This window comes from Sinorhizobium sp. 7-81 (genome assembly GCF_030124405.1).
In the GTDB taxonomy this organism is placed as follows: Bacteria; Pseudomonadota; Alphaproteobacteria; order Rhizobiales; family Rhizobiaceae; genus Sinorhizobium; species Sinorhizobium psoraleae.
Genome location: NZ_JASKLT010000007.1, coordinates 193,325 through 208,581, shown reverse-complemented (window position 1 = coordinate 208,581; position 15,257 = coordinate 193,325). Strand labels below are relative to the sequence as shown.

The window sequence follows — 15,257 nt, the reverse complement described above, 5'->3', positions numbered from 1 at the left end:
ACTCTTCAATGAGTTGAACGGATCTATTGCATCTGCAGTTCGGCAAAGGCGGCGCGCACATGTTCGGCGACCGCCAGCACCGGCGCCGGCGCATCATCGATGACCTTGAGCCCAATGTCGTAATGGCCGAGATCCGGCAGCCCGTCGTGTTCGCCGAGCGGCACCATCTCGCCGCGGACGAGATAGCGCGGCAGCGGCGCAATGGCGAGTCCGGCGAGCACCGCGGCCCGCTGCCCGGTGGTATAGGCGCTCAGGAACGCGATGCGGAACTTGCGCCCCGCCCGGGACAGCTTCTCGACCGCATCGGCGCGCCAGACGCAGCCGTCTTCCCACATGGAAACCGGCAGCGGATCGCGCAGATGCGCATTGCCGCATTTCACGCCAGCCCAGACGAGTTTTTCCTGCATCAGGATTTCCGTGTCCTTCGGCACATCGTCGGTCAGGCTGTTGAAGATGGCGATGTCGAGCCGATGCTCGTCGACCCGCTTGCGCATGGCGTTGCTCATGCCGATCGATACGTCGACGGTGACATTCGGGTAGGAGTCGGCAAAGCGCTTCAGCACGTCCGGGAGGATCCGCTCGCCGACATCCTCCGGCGCGCCGACCCGGACGACGCCATTCATGTCGGGCAGAAGGAACCGCGATACCGTTTCATTGTTGAGCGACAAGAGCCGCCGGGCAAAGCCAAGCAGCATTTCGCCCTTCGGTGTCAGCGACACCGAGCGCGCGTCGCGCAGGAACAGCGTGCAGCCGAGCAGCTCCTCCAGCTTTTTGATCTGCATCGAGACGGCCGACGGCGTGCGGTAGACGGTCTCCGCCGCAGTCGTAAAGTTGCCGGTTTCGGCAATGGCGACAAAGGTCTTCAGCACGTCCATTTCGAGGAGCGGGAGCGCGTGGCGCAACATCATGTTCATGGCGGAGTCCTCATTCAGAAAATCTGAAAGATAACATGATTTCATTTCGTTTGATTGAACATCACTGGTGGGCGATAGTCAAGCTGCAAGGAAGGTTCAGGGCAGGATCAGACAAGGGGAAGCGAATTTTTCGCCCACGTCCCGCCCGAACTTCAGAGGAACCGATCCCGTCCATGCTTCTGGATCGACCCGATCCAGGGCAGCGCGATCCCGGAAGGAGGAAGCTCATGTCTGCGTTGACATTGGTGGTTACACCGCACGGCAATGCCTCTTACGTCAAAGGCGGCAGGCAGATGGCAGCCAAGACCAAGCAGGACGCGATCGTTCGGCTTCAGCCGGAAACTGCGGCGCTTCCCTCGAAGATCGCCGGAGACGGCGACATCGTCCTCTCCCTCCTGTCGCACGCCCGATCCCTCATCGACCGGATCGCCACACGGCGGCACGCGAGCAACATTGCAAGGAATCGGGTGGAAACCCGCCGCGAACTGGCGAAACTTCCGGCACGGGTCAGGAATGACCTGTTACTCGCGGAACAACAACCGGTGACGCTATCGGATAAAGTTGTTTCATAAGGCGGCAGCAACCGATCACCATGTTTGATGGAAAGCATCAAACATATTCGTTTGAATGATCAATGAGGTTGCACCATATGTACTTTCATGGTCGCGACCTTTTGAGAGACTCAGAAGGAACCAGAAATGTCCACGAACCAGTCATCATCGTCATCGAGCCACGGGCTGTCCGCCCTGCCCGGCCTGTTCAACCTGCGCGCCCGCGCCTGGGCCGCCTGGAAGCGGCACCGCAATGAAGTCGTCCTGGAAAGCCTGTCCTACGACACCCTGAAGGATATCGGCTTCCCGTCCGCCGACGACGAGGTCCACAAGACCGAACAATGAGCGCCGACGTTAAATGTCCTCCCGCCCGACATCGGGCAAGACTTGACCTCCTCCAAGGGCATTCCCGAAACGGAATGCCCTTTTTGTTTGAGGCCTTGCGCGGTTCGCGGCTCGTCCCGATGCCAATGGTCCGCAAGTTCCGGCCTCACGCGGCCAGATTGAACTCCACCCTGTTGCGGCCGTTTTCCTTAGCCCGGTAGAGGGCGACGTCGGCCTGCTTCAGCGCCACGGCGAGATCGACGATGCCATGGTGCCAGTGTCCGCCAACGCTTGTGGTGATGCTGATCTGCCTGCCATCCACTTCGAGGCCTGCCCCCTGCACGTTCTGCCGGATGCGCTCCGCCAATGACCTGGCGTTACCGAATTCCGTGTTCGGCAGGAAAACCACGAACTCCTCGCCGCCCATCCTGGCGACGACATCGCTTTGCCGTACGGTGTCGCTCAGCAGACGGCCGACGGACTGCAGCACGATATCGCCGACGTCGTGGCCATTGGCGTCGTTGATATCCTTGAAATGGTCGAGGTCGACAACCAGCAGGGCCGAGCCGATGCGGTTGCGCTCCTGCGCCTGCCGTTCGTATCGCTCCTGGAAACTGCGCCGGTTCAGGAGGCCGGTCAGCGGATCGGTCTTTGCTTCATTGCTGAGCCGCGACTCACGCGCCGCGTGCCGCCGTTCCCTGTCGATGAAGCCGCCGAGAATGACCGCTCCGAAGAGATTGAAGCCGACGCTGAAGGCGCCGATCTCGGACAAAAGCTTCGTTCGAAGCACTGCCGGCAGCAGCAGCGTGCCGAGCAGGCTGAGCGAAATCATCGCGCCAAGCGCGAGGAAGCTCACGAAGGTGCTGTTCAACCGCGACCGCACCGATTGCGCCCAGATGACTCCCATCAGATAGGCGATGACCATGGATGCAAGCCCGGCAGACAATCCGATTCCGCCGGCATGGACGCGGGCGATGGCAGTGATGATCAGCGTGGCGGAAGCTCCGAGCGGGCCGAAGAATGCGGAAGCGCAGCCGACGATGAGGTTGCGCGCATCGACCAGCACGCCGGAGCCAAGATAGATGGGTTGGAAAACCGCGATCGCCGCCGCACCGCCGAACAGCACGCCCATCACCACTTTCCGCAGCGCACTTGACATGCGTCGACGCAGCAGCGAACCGTAGAAGATCGCCAGCAACGCCATCAGACCCAGACTGTTGAGAAAATGCATCGTACCGTTCACACGCGTCCTCCTCCGGGCGCCTTGGGTACGCTGGATAACCTAACGGATGCTTCCGTTCCAAGTGTTACTTTCTGCCGCATCGCTCAGCCACCCGGGCCGATGCAGGCAGCGGCGCGCAATCTCATGCCGCCAGGCGCTCGACTTCAACCGTCACGTGGGAAAGTTCGTGGAGATGCCGGAGCTTGTCGCGGTAGAGCGACGGGCTTTGCGGGTTTTTCGTCACCAGCGAAACGATGGCGCCGTGATGGCCGGGGCCGAGCTGCCAGACGTGGAGATCCGTGATGCGGTCGCCGTCCCTCTCGATCGCCGCGCGGATCTCCTCTGGCAGTTCCTCGCCCGCCGGAATGTAATCCAGAAGCACGCTGCCGGCGTCGCGGATCAGGCCCGCAGACCAGCGGGCGATGACCAGCGCGCCGACGACGCCCATCAAGGGATCGAGCCACAGCCAGCCGTACAGACTTCCCGCTGTCAGGGCGACGATCGCCAGGACCGAGGTCAGTGCATCCGCCAGCACGTGCAGATAGGCGGCGCGCAGATTGTTGTCGCGGCCGTGCCCGGCCGCGCTCTGCGCATGATCGTGATCGTGGTGCTGGAGATGATCGTGGCCGTGGTGATGATGGGAATGGTCGTCGCGGAGCAGCCAGGCACTGACGAGATTGACGACAAGGCCGAGCACGGCGACGGAAATCGCCTGCGGGAAGCTGATCGCCACCGGGTTCATGAGACGGACGAGGCTTTCCCAGCCGATCAGCAGTGCAATCAGCGCAAGCACGATCGCGCTCGCGAAACCGGCGAGATCGCCGAGCTTGCCGGTGCCGAAGGTGAAACGGCGGTTGCGAGCGTTGCGTCGGGCAAAGAGATAGGCGAGCGCCGTAATCAGCATGGCGGCGGCATGCGTCGACATGTGCCAGCCATCGGCGATGAGCGCCATCGAGCCGTAGAACGTGCCCGCCGCGATTTCCGCGACCATCATCGTCGCGGTCAGCGCAATGACGAACCAGGTGCGGCGCTCGTTGCGCTGGTGATTCTCGCCGAGAAACACATGATCGTGGCCGGACGAGGCGGAAAGATGGGCCTTGTTCATTTCAGGTATCTCCTGACGACTTCGATCAATTCGTCGGCGCCCTGCTCGCGGGCGCGCTGCCCCTGCTCGCGATCGGCGCCCGTCCCCGGCGCGGCAACATGTTCGCGAATATGGTCCTCGATCAGCTCGACAGTAAGGCCTTGGACCGCGCCGCGCACCGAGGCCACCAGGTTGAGGATTTCGCCGCAGGGCCGCTCGGCCTCCAGCGCGCGTTCGATCGCCTCCATCTGTCCCTTCAGGCGGCGGACGCGGGCGAGCAGTTTCGTTTGATTCCGGATCGTGTGCATAGCATAGGGGAGTACCCTATATTTGCCCGAAGAGCAAGCTCGCCGCAAACGCCGCCGAACCGGGCGACTGCGCAGGACGCCTCCGGTATTGATGAGGCTCGCGTCGCGCGCTGCGGGCCGTGCAAGAGAGCTTGTCAAATACCGACACGCCCGAAGCGCCCTTTCGAGAGGTCGCAATCAACAACGTTACAACCAAGAGACGCAAGTGCAAACGCAACTCAGCCAGAGCGATTTTTGCCAGATTGCGCCATGCACCGGACGCATTGTGTCGCTATTTCACAAAATTGCCGGAAAGCGGCCCGAGACGGTCGCCATTGTCGCCATGTCGCAATGGGAAATTTCTTTGCAGTCGCGGCTTTCCATGTCAATGTCGCAAATTGACAAGCCGAGCGGCCTGTTCCACGCGACGAATATGCGCAGCGTAAGCCTGGGAGGCCTCATGAACAAACCCCTGACCAAAAAGCGTTCGCTCGTTTTCTTTCTGGTGCCGAACTTTTCCATGCTGCCCTTCTCGGCGGCGATCGAAACGCTCCGCATCGCCAACCGGATGCTCGGTTACGAGGCCTATACATGGCGCCTCGCCTCCACCGACGGTCAGAAGGTCTTTTCCTCCAGCGGCATCGCGCTCGAGGTCAACACCTCCCTTGCCGACGAGCGCAAATTCCTCGGCGGCGAGAACCGGCCCTCGATGGTGCTCGTCTGTTCCGGCATCTATGTCGAGGATTTCCAGAACAAGTCGGTCAACGCATGGCTGCGCGAGGTCTACAATCGCGGCGTCGCCGTCGGCAGTCTCTGTACCGGCGCACATGTGCTGGCATCCGCAGGCCTCCTCACGGGCAAGCGCTGCGCCATCCACTGGGAAAACCTGCCCGGCTTCTCGGAAAGCTTCCCGCAGGCCGAGGTCTATGCCGATCTCTACGAGATCGACAGCAACATTTACACTTGTGCCGGCGGCACCGCCTCGCTCGACATGATGCTGAACCTGATCGATCAGGATTTCGGCGAGAGCCTCGTCAATCGCGTCTGCGAACAGGCGCTGACCGACCGCGTGCGCGGACCGCATGACCGCCAGCGCCTGCCGCTCAGGGCCCGCCTCGGCGTGCAGAACTCCAAGGTTCTGTCGATCATCGAGCTGATGGAAAGCAATCTCGCCGAACCTCTGTCGCTGCTGGAAATCGCCGAGAACGCCGATCTTTCCCGCCGTCAGATCGAGCGTCTTTTCCGCCAGGAAATGGGCCGCTCACCGGCGCGCTACTACCTGGAAATCCGACTCGACCGCGCCCGTCATCTGCTGATCCAATCGTCGATGCCGGTGGTCGAGGTGGCCGTTGCCTGCGGCTTCGTCTCCGCCTCGCATTTCTCCAAGTGTTATCGCGAGCTCTACAATCGTTCGCCCCAGCAGGAGCGCGCAGAGCGCAAGCTGACGCTGCAGATGGCGCGCTGAATCTGCCACACCACCTGCCAAATCTTTACGCGCAGCGTGGAGTCAAACACATACGGAGATCTCTTACAGGACGAAGAGATCTCCGTAATGCGTTGAATAGTTGCATTATTTTCTCCGTTCGCGCGGAAGCAAAGATCCATTAATATTATTTTTACCTCCGGCTTTTCCTGCCGCCCGACGCCCTCTATGCTCGCATAACGCGAAAGGCGTTCGCCAATCGCATCTGTTCTTGACCTCATGAGGAATGCATGTCCGGCCATAATTTGTCCGCGGGGCTTGCCGCGGGAGCGCTGTTGCTTTGCGCTTACGGAGTGCAAGCCGGCGACCTCACACATGAGGCCGCCTCAAGCAACTGGTCCGGCTGCTATGTCGGCGCCCATGCGGGTTACGCGCACGCCAAAGCAGAGGCGACCGATTCACCGTTTACCGAAGGCGCCTTCGAGGGCACGGGCACATCCTGGAACAGCCTCGGCGCACCCTATGAGGTGATCGAGAGCGACGACCACGCAGCGATCGGCGGCGTCGAGGCCGGATGCGACCGGCAAGTGGACGTCGACGGGCTGTCGCTGGTGTTCGGTGGCGCGATCGATTTCAGCCTGATGGACCTCAGCTCGGGCGGCGCATCGAAGATCGTCGGAGACACGCGAACGAGCTTCGACACCGATTGGGCCGGTACCGCGCGCCTGCGCGCCGGCATCGCCGCCGAGGATCTCCTGTTCTACGTAACCGGCGGTCTGGCGGTCGCCGATATCGACGTACGAGCCTTCGACACGCAGACCTTCCCGACGATCGGCCTCATGGATGTCTCCGGCGGCGGCGTCAAGACCGGCTGGGTGGCCGGCGCCGGGGCGGAATGGCGCCTCGCGCCGAACTGGTCGGCCTCGCTCGAATATCTCCATTACGATTTCGACGATGTCACCGCCACCGGCGCGGCAATCGATCCGGCCGGCGCTTTCCCGCGCTTCGAGAACGACCTCGATTTCGATGTCGTGCGCGTCGGCCTGAGGTGGCGACTTTAAGGCTTGACGAAGGGAGCGTCAGCAGTTGGGGGTGAACGAGGGGCGGAGGCGAAGGCATTGGCCTTCAACGAAGTTAGCGACAAAAATCTTATTTAAACAAGATATTACAGTGATTTTTTCGCACGCCTGCAAGGGCGATCGGCACTGTAGATCGATAATCAGCAGGGACGGGTGAGCCCAGAGCCTTGACGGCCGGGCCAACTCCCGTCCGTAAGCCGGCAATCGCCGACATTCATTTGGCACCGCTGTCGCCAGCAGACCGGTGGAGCATCGCAGGAGTGCAGACATGGCGCAGACATTGATCGACTTTTCCGCCGGCCAGATCACCGACGGATCGGCGGGCGGGGCCGATACCACCCTCAGCGCCGGCGGGCTGGTCTTCACGATATCGGCGCAAGGCAACTGGAGCGCCAATTTCGATAACGGCCGGTTCAACTTCACCGAGGATCCGGCCTATGGCGGCGAGCAGTTCACGATCACCATCACCAGCGCAACCGGCGCGCTGATCGACTTCTACGACTACCAGATCAGTGTGAACGCCGATCCGATGGTCAGCGGCGGCTGGGCACCCTCCTTGAATGTCGACAGCACATCCTGGCCCGGTGACGGGATCCACGGAGACGGTGTCGGGCCCTACTACTATCGAGCGAGCTTTGGCGGCAGCGTTCCCGCCGTCGTAAGGGGAACGTCGCTCAGCCTGGCCGACATCATCATACCGGACACGACCACGACCGGCACGATGAGCTTCTGGCTCGACAACATAACGATCGACTCGAACAATCGACCGGTCGTCGCGAATTTCGATGCCGCCGACGCGAAGGACTACGTTAGTGGCAGCCAGAGCGCTGTCCTCGTCGACACCGCCAGTCTCGCCGCCGTCAGCGACACCGACAACACCGGCTGGAGCGGCGGACAGGTCCGCTTCACGCTTTCCGGGCGCATCGCGGGCGAAGATGCGCTCGGCCTGCGCAACGAAGGCACCGCCGCCGGACAGATCGGCATCTCCGGCAACGATGTCACCTATGGCGGCGTAGTGATCGGAACGTTGAGCGGAGGCGGCACCAACTCGAGCTTCCTGCAAGTCACGCTCAACGGCAGCGCAACGACCGCGGCAATCGACGCCATCATCCACAATCTTACCTATAGCAACCTGGGTACGTCCCCCAGCGGCACGAGAATCATCTCGCTGACCGTTCGCGATGCCGAGAGCGGCACGTCGGCATCGACACAGACGACGATAAATCTCGTTTCTCCGAATGACGCTCCGGTCGTGACCACATCCGGCGGCAGTGCCGCGTTTGCCGAGGGCAATGCAGCAATCACCGTCGACGGCGGCATTACCGTCTCCGACAGCGACAACACCACCCTCGCCTCCGCCACGGTTGCCATTACCGGCAATTTCCAGTCCGGCCAGGATGTTCTCGGCTTCACGAATGATGGCGGCACGATGGGCAACATCGCGGCGTCGTACGACGCCGCGACCGGCGTGCTGACGCTGATCTCCGCGGGCGGCACGGCGACGCTGGCCGAATGGCAGGCTGCGCTGCGCGCCGTCACCTACACGAACAGCTCGAATTTGCCGACGACTGCGACGAGAACGATCAGCTTCGCGATCGATGACGGGCTGGAAAGCAGCAATATCGCCACCAAGACCGTCGCGCTGACGTCAGTCAACGATGCGCCTGAGGTGACGGTTCCGGCCAGCATCAGCGTCGTCGAAGACGTTGCAACCGCGATCACCGGGATCAGCTTCTCCGACACAGACGCAGGTGGTGCAAGCGTAACCGTCACGCTCTCGGTCGGCGCCGGAAGCCTTGCCGCCGCCGGCGGTGGAGGCGTGACGGTCGGGGGAAGCGGGACCGCACTGACCCTCACCGGGACGATCGCCAACATCAACGCCTTCATCGCTGCCGCGAACGTCGCCTACACGACAGCCGCCAACGCCACGGGCAATGTGACGCTGACGGCGACGATCAACGATGGCGGGAACACCGGCAGCGGCGGCGCGCAAACCGACAGCGATACGGTGACGCTTGCCGTGATGCCAGTCAATGACGGGCCGGTGGTAACCGCGCCCATTTCGATCGCAGTCGACGAGGACACGGCAACGGCGATCACCGGCATAACCATCAGCGATGTCGATGCCGCGTCCGCTTCGATTAGCGTGACGCTCTCGCTCGCTTCGGGCACGCTCGCAGGCTCCTCGGGAGGCGGCGTCGCCGTAGCCGGAAGCGGAACCGGGTCGCTGACGCTGAGCGGTTCGATCGCCGATATCAACGCCTTCATCGCCGCATCCAACGTGACGTTCACCCCGGCCGCCAACACCACATCCAACGTGGTGCTGACCGCATTGGTCAATGACGGCGGGAATAGCGGCATCGGCGGTGCGCTGACGACCCCAGCGACCGTGACGTTTGTCGTGACCGCGGTGAACGACGCGCCGGTCAATCATGTGCCGGGACAGCAGGTGACTGAGGCGGATGCGCCCGTTCTCTTCAGCAGCGGCAACGGCAATGCGATCACGATCTCGGATGCCGATGCTGGCGGCGGCACGGTGCGGGTGACACTGACGGCAAGCAACGGTGTGCTCGCGCTCGCGGGAACGACCGGACTGGTCTTCATCACCGGCAGCGGTGTCGCGGATTCGACGATGACATTCGAGGGAACCGTTACCGACATCAACACGGCGCTGAACGGGATGTCGTTCCTGCCGACGGGAGGCTACTCCGGCCCCGCTTCGCTGCAGATCACCACCAACGATCTGGGGCTTGCAGGATCGGGCGGCATGCAGAGCGATACCGACACGATCGCCATCAATGTCGATCCGCCCAAGGTGGTCAATGTCGAGGGTATGTTCGATACCACCTACCATATGCGCGATACGGTCACCATCGTTGTGACCTTCGACAAGGAGATCTACGTCGATACCACTGGCGGGCGCCCGACGCTGCTCCTCGAGACGGGAGCTATCGATCGCGAGGCCGTTTACCTTGGTGGTTCGGGAAGCAAGACGCTCACCTTCGCCTATACGGTGCAGAAGGGCGACTCGAGCGCCGATCTGGACTACGCCTCCATCAATGCGCTGATGCTGAACGGCGCAACCATCAAAGCGCTCAACTCCCTCGACGCCCTCCTGACCTTGCCAAGCGTCGGAGGGAGCCATTCGATCGGCGGACAGAACGACATCGTCATCGATGGCTCCTTCGGAGCCCCAAGTCTCACTGGCGACAGGCAGGCCTCGCTGGCCGAGGGGGCCTCGTATACATTCACGGTCGAGGATTTTTTCAGCGACCCGGCCGACAATGCCGCCGACGCTGTATTCACAGTATCCGGGGTGAATCACGGAAAACTCCTGGTAAACGGAGTCGAGGCCTCGCAATTCACGGGATCACAGCTTGCGAACGGGCTCGTCACCTTCCAGCACGACGGCTCGGAAGACTATTTCGCTCCGTTCTATGTTCATGTGGACGACGGCACCGACAGGTTCCTTTTGTCGATCGATTCCATCAACGACGCACCGATCCGCACCGGCGATCTCAGGGCCGCGGTTGCGGAGGGCGGCAGCTATAAGCTTACCGTCGCTGATCTCAACTTCACCGATCCGGACGGAGCTGCCCCCTATATCGAAATTCAGGTTTCCAACCTGAAAAACGGCGTAGTGTTCGTCAACGGCGCAGAGGCGACGAGCTTCACGGCGGCCGACATCAAGAACGGCCTCGTCACCTTCCGTCACAATGGGTCGGAGACCTCATCGGCCTCCTTCCAGTTCACCGCATCGGACGGTTACGAGACAACGCCACCCATTCCCGCCACGTTCAACTTCACCGTCAACCCGGTCAACGATGCCCCTCGCCTTACCGGCGATCTCAAGGCGACGATCACGGAAGGCGGCAGCTACAAGCTCGTTGCCGCCGATCTCGGCTTCATCGATCCGGACGACACCGCCGGAGGCGTTGCCTTCAACGTCTCCAGCGTCACCAACGGAACCGTGCTCGTCAACGGCGTCGCGGCGACGCGCTTCACCGGCGCGCAGCTCGCAGCCGGCCTCGTTACCTTCCGCCACAACGGCTCGGAGACGACGGCGGCCTCCTTCAAGGTGGCTGTGGAAGACGGCAACGAGGACCTTTCGGCACCCGTTCCCGCCACCTTCACCTTCACTGTGGGCATGGCCAACGACGCCCCAACTCTGGCCCTGACGCAGCGTCTCGCCGTTATCGCGGAAAACGCCTCGACCGCTTCCGAGCGCAAGGTCGCCGATCTCCTCGTCACTGACGACAGGCTCGGCAGCAACGTCCTCACGCTCGCGGGCGCCGACTCCGCGCTCTTTGCCGTCCATGACAACGCACTGTGGCTCAAGGCCGGCGCGCGGCTCGATTTCGAGACCAATCCCTTCCTCGATGTCTCCGTCCTGGTCGACGACAGGACCATCGGGACCGGCGCCGAAGTGATGAAAGCGGTCCGGGTCTCCGTCGCCGATGCCGTCGAGCGCTATGTCGGCAGTTCGGGCGCCAACACGCTGACGGGCACGTCGGCCGCGAGCGAGTATTTCGACGGCGGCGCCGGCAATGACACGATCAATGGCGGGGCCGGCAAGGACACGATCGTCGGCGGACTCGGCGCCGACCGGCTGACTGGCGGTGCAGGAAACGACACCTTCGTCTTCAACCTGATAGACGACTCGGCAAAGGGTTTCTCCGGCTACGTCAACAATGTCGCCTATGGCCCGGCCTCGGGCGCCGGCTATCGCGACATCATTACCGACTTCGGCAATGGCGACGACGTGATCAGCCTCACCGCCATCGACGCCAATACCGCGCTTGTCGGCAACCAGGGCTTCACCTGGCGCGGTAAGGGCGAATTCACGCGCAAGGCCGGAGAACTGATCTACAAGACCTTCGACACCGCCGGCACCGCCAACGACAAGACGATCGTCTACGGCGACGTGACCGGCGACGGCCGCGCCGACTTCCAGATCGAGCTTTCGGGACTGAAGCCGCTCACAGCTGGCGATTTCCTTCTGTGAGGCGAAATGCCTCGCGCGCAAGTGCGCGGGTCCGAATGGAAAGCTTGCATGGAGGTCACGCGTGAAGTCAATCATGGCGCAGACGCGCCGTGGCTGGCTTCCTGTGACGAGCACAGAAATCCAGCCGCGTTCTAGATTTCTGGCAACGAGCGTATGAACTTAGCCTTTACGCGCGACGATGCTGCGGGCGCTACTGGCTAGAAGTTAAAATAGATACTGACTCCCGGCCGCCGGTGGTAGCGGTAGTAGTCACGATAGCCGTAGTACCCATAATGGCGAGGGTAGCAGCGACCATAGTAGCGGCAGGAACGCCAAGCGTAACGCCTGTTCCAGTGACGATCCGCATGCCAATGGCGATGGCGCCGGTGTCTGACCTGTTCTACAGGTCCGGTCTGCACTTGCTCGGATTTCGGCACGAAAATCGGTGCGGCGTTTAGCGGTAAGGCAAACGACACGGCCAGGATTATGGCTGTCAGGGCGGATAGGAGTTTTTTCATCATATACTCTCCTTCGCTTGCTACTACATTGCACCGTCAAGCCTGAACCTCCGATGAACGGCCCACGCGTCGCCGCGACAAATCGCGCTCTCGATCGCCGGAGACTTCGAAAAATAGCTATCGACCGGCGGTATGGGCGCAGACGGCGTCGGCCGAGCGCGGCAAACAACCGCCGAAGCGCGTCGGACACAGCCTGTTCGCGCGTCGATTCGAAGGATTCGCAAGCGACAAGGTACCGCGAAGCCTGACTCACCGTCACGTCGTCGCTGTTCTGGGTCAAGCGGCGTTCTTTCTAGCTATTGGGTGATTGTGGATGGGCTGCCATGAATCGATGTGATTTTCGGATCAATTATTTCTCGGTAATTCTTGTCCGTCAGATGAATTTCTAAAGTAAAGCTATGAAGAACAGGCTCACTTTCGCGCGCTCCTGAAGATACTCGGACCAAAGTCCCAAGACCGGAACCATTGCACAGCCCGTTCGTTGTTTTGACGAATCCAACAGGAGGACGAGACAATGAAAAAACTTGTACTCATCGCGACGGCAGCCACATTGCTTGCGGGTTCCGCTATCGCTCAGACCAACAACGAGGGCAAGGGCGGAACCGCGACGGGTATGGTCGGCGGTGCTGCAACTGGCGCCATAATCGGCGGCCCGATCGGGGCCGGCGTTGGAGCCGTAGTCGGCGGCGCACTAGGCGGCGCACTCGCACCGCCTCCTCCTCCGGTCGTCGCCTACGTAGAGCAGCAGCCGGTGCAGCAATCCGTCGTAGTGCAGCAGCCGATCGCTGTCGGCAAGCCCCTCCCTAAGGCTGTCGTGCTGACGCCGGTGCCGGAGAACCCCGCCTACGCATATGCCGTCGTTAACAAGCAGCGCGTGATCGCCGAGCCGAAGTCGCGCACCGTGGTGCAGGTCATCAACTGACCGGGCGAGTTGCAACACCCCACCACCACTCAGCCCCACCTACCCTGCAGGGGGGTGGGGTTGGTTATCGGCCACATTCCACTCTCATTCTGAGATGCGGAAGGCAGGACGAGGCACGGGTGCTCCGTCCCTGGTCGGTCCGCATCAATCGAAGCCCTGATCACGCGCTCTACGCGCCCGTCTCGCTCGTCTCCATCTTCGAATTCCGCCCGCCGGAATTCAGCAAATTCCGAGTCCGAAACACTCTCGTGACGGTTGGGCCCGTGTTTCGCAATCGTATCGGTTGAGCGACGCGCAACAATTCGACGAATCCCGAACTGTGGCTCATACACATCGCGTGGCGGATAAAACTCAGCCTCGCTAAATTCGCTCTTCCGCCAGTGGGCATTCCGTTCTCTATCGGATGGAACCAACGAACCTTCCAACGGTTTTCCCTGCAGCATGCGTCAAAAGGACAGCCATGATGTTTACCGCCCTGTTCGTCGCTTCGCTCCTGGCGCCCACGAACGTACCCTCCAATGTCGCTACGGTGGAAGAGTTGCAAGCGGACTTCGAGAACGCGGTTGCCTGTGAGGAGATAGACGGCCGCAGGGTCTGGAAAGGTGCGATCGCCTATTACATTCAATCCTATGTCTATGAGAGCGATGTCGCAGGTCAGACCGATGCCGCCGACGCCGTCTTGCCCGAAGACAATACACCGGAAACGGTCAAAGAGTTCGAAAGGGCCTGCGCGGCGATCGATTCGGCCCAGTCGTCCCGTTGAGGACACCTCAACCGTCGTCTGAAACCCGTAGCGGTTTCTTCCGCGCTTTGCGACCGGCCACCGCTTCGGCACGCAGAGCGGTTTCTTCGCGATTGGCACTTCGCATCTTCAGCGGGCTTGTTTGGTATTCGCGGCTGTAGGCGCGCGAGAAGGCAGAGAGGCTGTCGAAGCCGCAGCGCAGCGCGATATCCCGAATCGGAATCCCTGAATCGCGAACAAGCCGGTGCGCCACCTGAAGCCGAAGGCGAAGATAATAGGCCGCAGGACTGATCGAGAGCCCTTTCGCGAAAAGGAGTTCGAGCTTGCGCCGCGAGATGGATAACCGCCGTGCCAGCGCCGCCACGGTCATCGGTCGCTCCAAGGTGCGCTCCATCAGCCTTATCGCGCCGGCGAGCTCGGGATCTCGGGCCTCAATGCGGCCGAGCGACACGAAGGGCTGCACATCCGTGGCGCTGTGCATCTGGTCGTAAACGAAGATGCTGGCAACATCGAGCGCCAAGGCGGGGCCTAACCTCTCGGTAATCAGATGCAACATCATGTCGAACGTCGGCGAGGCGCCACCGGAGGTCCAATATTTGCCGTCGGTGACGAAGCGGTCACCGAGGACGGTAAGCGCGGGAAAAGTCTGGCTGAAATCCTCGAGCTCTTCCCAATGCGCCGTTGCCTTGCGGCCATTGAGAAGTCCTGATCGACCGAGCAGCCAGCAACCGGACTCGATGCCCGCCACGATGTCGAAATGGCGAGCGCACTCCTGCAGCGTGGCGAGAAACCGCTTGCCGACATGCCTGTGGAGGTTGAAGCCGCCGATTACGAGGAGAAGATCGCCGCCGAGCGGCGGTACGAACCGGCCGTCGACATTGATTGGTACGCCGCAGGTCAACATGACCGCCTCTCCGTCTCCGGACAGAAGCCGCCAGCGAAAGACCTGTCTGCCGGCCACGCGATTTGCGGCGCGCATCGGATCCAGCACAGAGGCCAGCGACATGATCGACGACTCGGGCAGGACGACAACCACGACCTCAATCGGAGATTGTTTTTCAATACGTTCCCTCATGCGGATAACGTCAAATTTTATGCGGCTTATGTCAAATCCGAAAACGGCTTTCAGGCATTATCGACAGGCAATCGATCTCCCTTCGCGCGGCGTTTGCAGCCCCGCGCAGAGACGTTCCCCTTTCGGCGATTT

General features: G+C 61.6%; 12 protein-coding genes and 1 pseudogene. 7 read left to right on the top strand and 6 right to left on the bottom strand.

Going from position 1 to position 15,257, the window contains the following annotated elements:
* Positions 1-23: 23 nt before the first annotated feature.
* A complete protein-coding gene (locus tag QN224_RS22695; protein WP_173512803.1) occupies positions 24-914 on the bottom strand; it encodes a LysR substrate-binding domain-containing protein in 891 nt (296 codons plus the stop codon).
* 371 nt (positions 915-1,285) lie between these two features.
* Here QN224_RS22695 and QN224_RS33920 point away from each other — a divergent pair.
* Positions 1,286-1,486 (top strand): annotated as a pseudogene (locus QN224_RS33920) (hypothetical protein); the annotation flags it as partial.
* Positions 1,487-1,612: 126 nt separating this feature from the next.
* Complete coding sequence (locus QN224_RS22685; RefSeq protein WP_173512802.1) at positions 1,613-1,810, top strand: hypothetical protein; 198 nt, start codon at positions 1,613-1,615, stop codon at positions 1,808-1,810.
* 145 nt (positions 1,811-1,955) lie between these two features.
* Here the strand turns inward: QN224_RS22685 and QN224_RS22680 are convergent, their stop codons facing one another.
* From QN224_RS22680 to QN224_RS22670, 3 genes are all read right to left on the bottom strand, one after another.
* Complete coding sequence (locus QN224_RS22680) at positions 1,956-3,032, bottom strand: diguanylate cyclase (protein WP_283978455.1); 1,077 nt, start codon at positions 3,030-3,032, stop codon at positions 1,956-1,958.
* Positions 3,033-3,153: 121 nt separating this feature from the next.
* Positions 3,154-4,116 carry a CDF family Co(II)/Ni(II) efflux transporter DmeF gene (gene dmeF, locus QN224_RS22675; RefSeq protein WP_283978454.1) on the bottom strand — a complete coding sequence of 321 codons (963 nt, stop codon included), beginning with the start codon at positions 4,114-4,116 and terminating at the stop codon, positions 3,154-3,156.
* On the bottom strand, positions 4,113-4,403 hold the full coding sequence (locus tag QN224_RS22670; RefSeq protein ID WP_283978453.1) for a metal/formaldehyde-sensitive transcriptional repressor: 291 nt from the start codon (positions 4,401-4,403) through the stop codon (positions 4,113-4,115). Before QN224_RS22670 ends, dmeF begins: the two co-directional genes overlap by 4 nt.
* A 439-nt stretch (positions 4,404-4,842) precedes the next feature.
* Between QN224_RS22670 and QN224_RS22665 the strand changes: the two genes are divergently transcribed.
* From QN224_RS22665 to QN224_RS22655, 3 genes are all read left to right on the top strand, one after another.
* On the top strand, positions 4,843-5,847 hold the full coding sequence (locus tag QN224_RS22665; protein WP_173512798.1) for a GlxA family transcriptional regulator: 1,005 nt from the start codon (positions 4,843-4,845) through the stop codon (positions 5,845-5,847).
* Between the two features lie 248 nt (positions 5,848-6,095).
* The gene (locus tag QN224_RS22660) at positions 6,096-6,866 is read left to right on the top strand and encodes an outer membrane protein (RefSeq protein ID WP_283978452.1); all 771 of its coding nucleotides are present in this window, start codon (positions 6,096-6,098) and stop codon (positions 6,864-6,866) included.
* 286 nt (positions 6,867-7,152) lie between these two features.
* Positions 7,153-11,889 carry a cadherin-like domain-containing protein gene (locus tag QN224_RS22655; RefSeq protein WP_283978451.1) on the top strand — a complete coding sequence of 1,579 codons (4,737 nt, stop codon included), beginning with the start codon at positions 7,153-7,155 and terminating at the stop codon, positions 11,887-11,889.
* A gap of 197 nt (positions 11,890-12,086) precedes the next feature.
* Here the strand turns inward: QN224_RS22655 and QN224_RS22650 are convergent, their stop codons facing one another.
* The gene (locus tag QN224_RS22650) at positions 12,087-12,386 is read right to left on the bottom strand and encodes a hypothetical protein (RefSeq protein WP_283978532.1); all 300 of its coding nucleotides are present in this window, start codon (positions 12,384-12,386) and stop codon (positions 12,087-12,089) included.
* A 514-nt stretch (positions 12,387-12,900) separates the two neighbouring features.
* Here QN224_RS22650 and QN224_RS22645 point away from each other — a divergent pair.
* Together QN224_RS22645 and QN224_RS22640 are read left to right on the top strand one after the other, a co-directional pair.
* Positions 12,901-13,308 carry a DUF1236 domain-containing protein gene (locus QN224_RS22645; RefSeq protein ID WP_283978450.1) on the top strand — a complete coding sequence of 136 codons (408 nt, stop codon included), beginning with the start codon at positions 12,901-12,903 and terminating at the stop codon, positions 13,306-13,308.
* A 463-nt stretch (positions 13,309-13,771) separates the two neighbouring features.
* Positions 13,772-14,071: a hypothetical protein gene (locus QN224_RS22640; RefSeq protein WP_283978449.1), complete on the top strand. Its 300-nt coding sequence runs from the start codon at positions 13,772-13,774 to the stop codon at positions 14,069-14,071.
* A gap of 7 nt (positions 14,072-14,078) precedes the next feature.
* Here the strand turns inward: QN224_RS22640 and QN224_RS22635 are convergent, their stop codons facing one another.
* Complete coding sequence (locus QN224_RS22635; protein WP_283978448.1) at positions 14,079-15,125, bottom strand: GlxA family transcriptional regulator; 1,047 nt, start codon at positions 15,123-15,125, stop codon at positions 14,079-14,081.
* Between the last annotated feature and the right edge of the window lie 132 nt (positions 15,126-15,257).

Coding starts and splice junctions, on each gene's coding strand:
- QN224_RS22695 (WP_173512803.1), bottom strand. CDS start 914: ATGAACATGATGTTGCGCCACGCGCTCCCGCTCCTCGAAATGGACGTG.
- QN224_RS22685 (WP_173512802.1), top strand. CDS start 1,613: ATGTCCACGAACCAGTCATCATCGTCATCGAGCCACGGGCTGTCCGCC.
- dmeF (WP_283978454.1), bottom strand. CDS start 4,116: ATGAACAAGGCCCATCTTTCCGCCTCGTCCGGCCACGATCATGTGTTT.
- QN224_RS22670 (WP_283978453.1), bottom strand. CDS start 4,403: ATGCACACGATCCGGAATCAAACGAAACTGCTCGCCCGCGTCCGCCGC.
- QN224_RS22665 (WP_173512798.1), top strand. CDS start 4,843: ATGAACAAACCCCTGACCAAAAAGCGTTCGCTCGTTTTCTTTCTGGTG.
- QN224_RS22660 (WP_283978452.1), top strand. CDS start 6,096: ATGTCCGGCCATAATTTGTCCGCGGGGCTTGCCGCGGGAGCGCTGTTG.
- QN224_RS22655 (WP_283978451.1), top strand. CDS start 7,153: ATGGCGCAGACATTGATCGACTTTTCCGCCGGCCAGATCACCGACGGA.
- QN224_RS22650 (WP_283978532.1), bottom strand. CDS start 12,386: ATGAAAAAACTCCTATCCGCCCTGACAGCCATAATCCTGGCCGTGTCG.
- QN224_RS22645 (WP_283978450.1), top strand. CDS start 12,901: ATGAAAAAACTTGTACTCATCGCGACGGCAGCCACATTGCTTGCGGGT.
- QN224_RS22640 (WP_283978449.1), top strand. CDS start 13,772: ATGTTTACCGCCCTGTTCGTCGCTTCGCTCCTGGCGCCCACGAACGTA.
- QN224_RS22635 (WP_283978448.1), bottom strand. CDS start 15,125: ATGAGGGAACGTATTGAAAAACAATCTCCGATTGAGGTCGTGGTTGTC.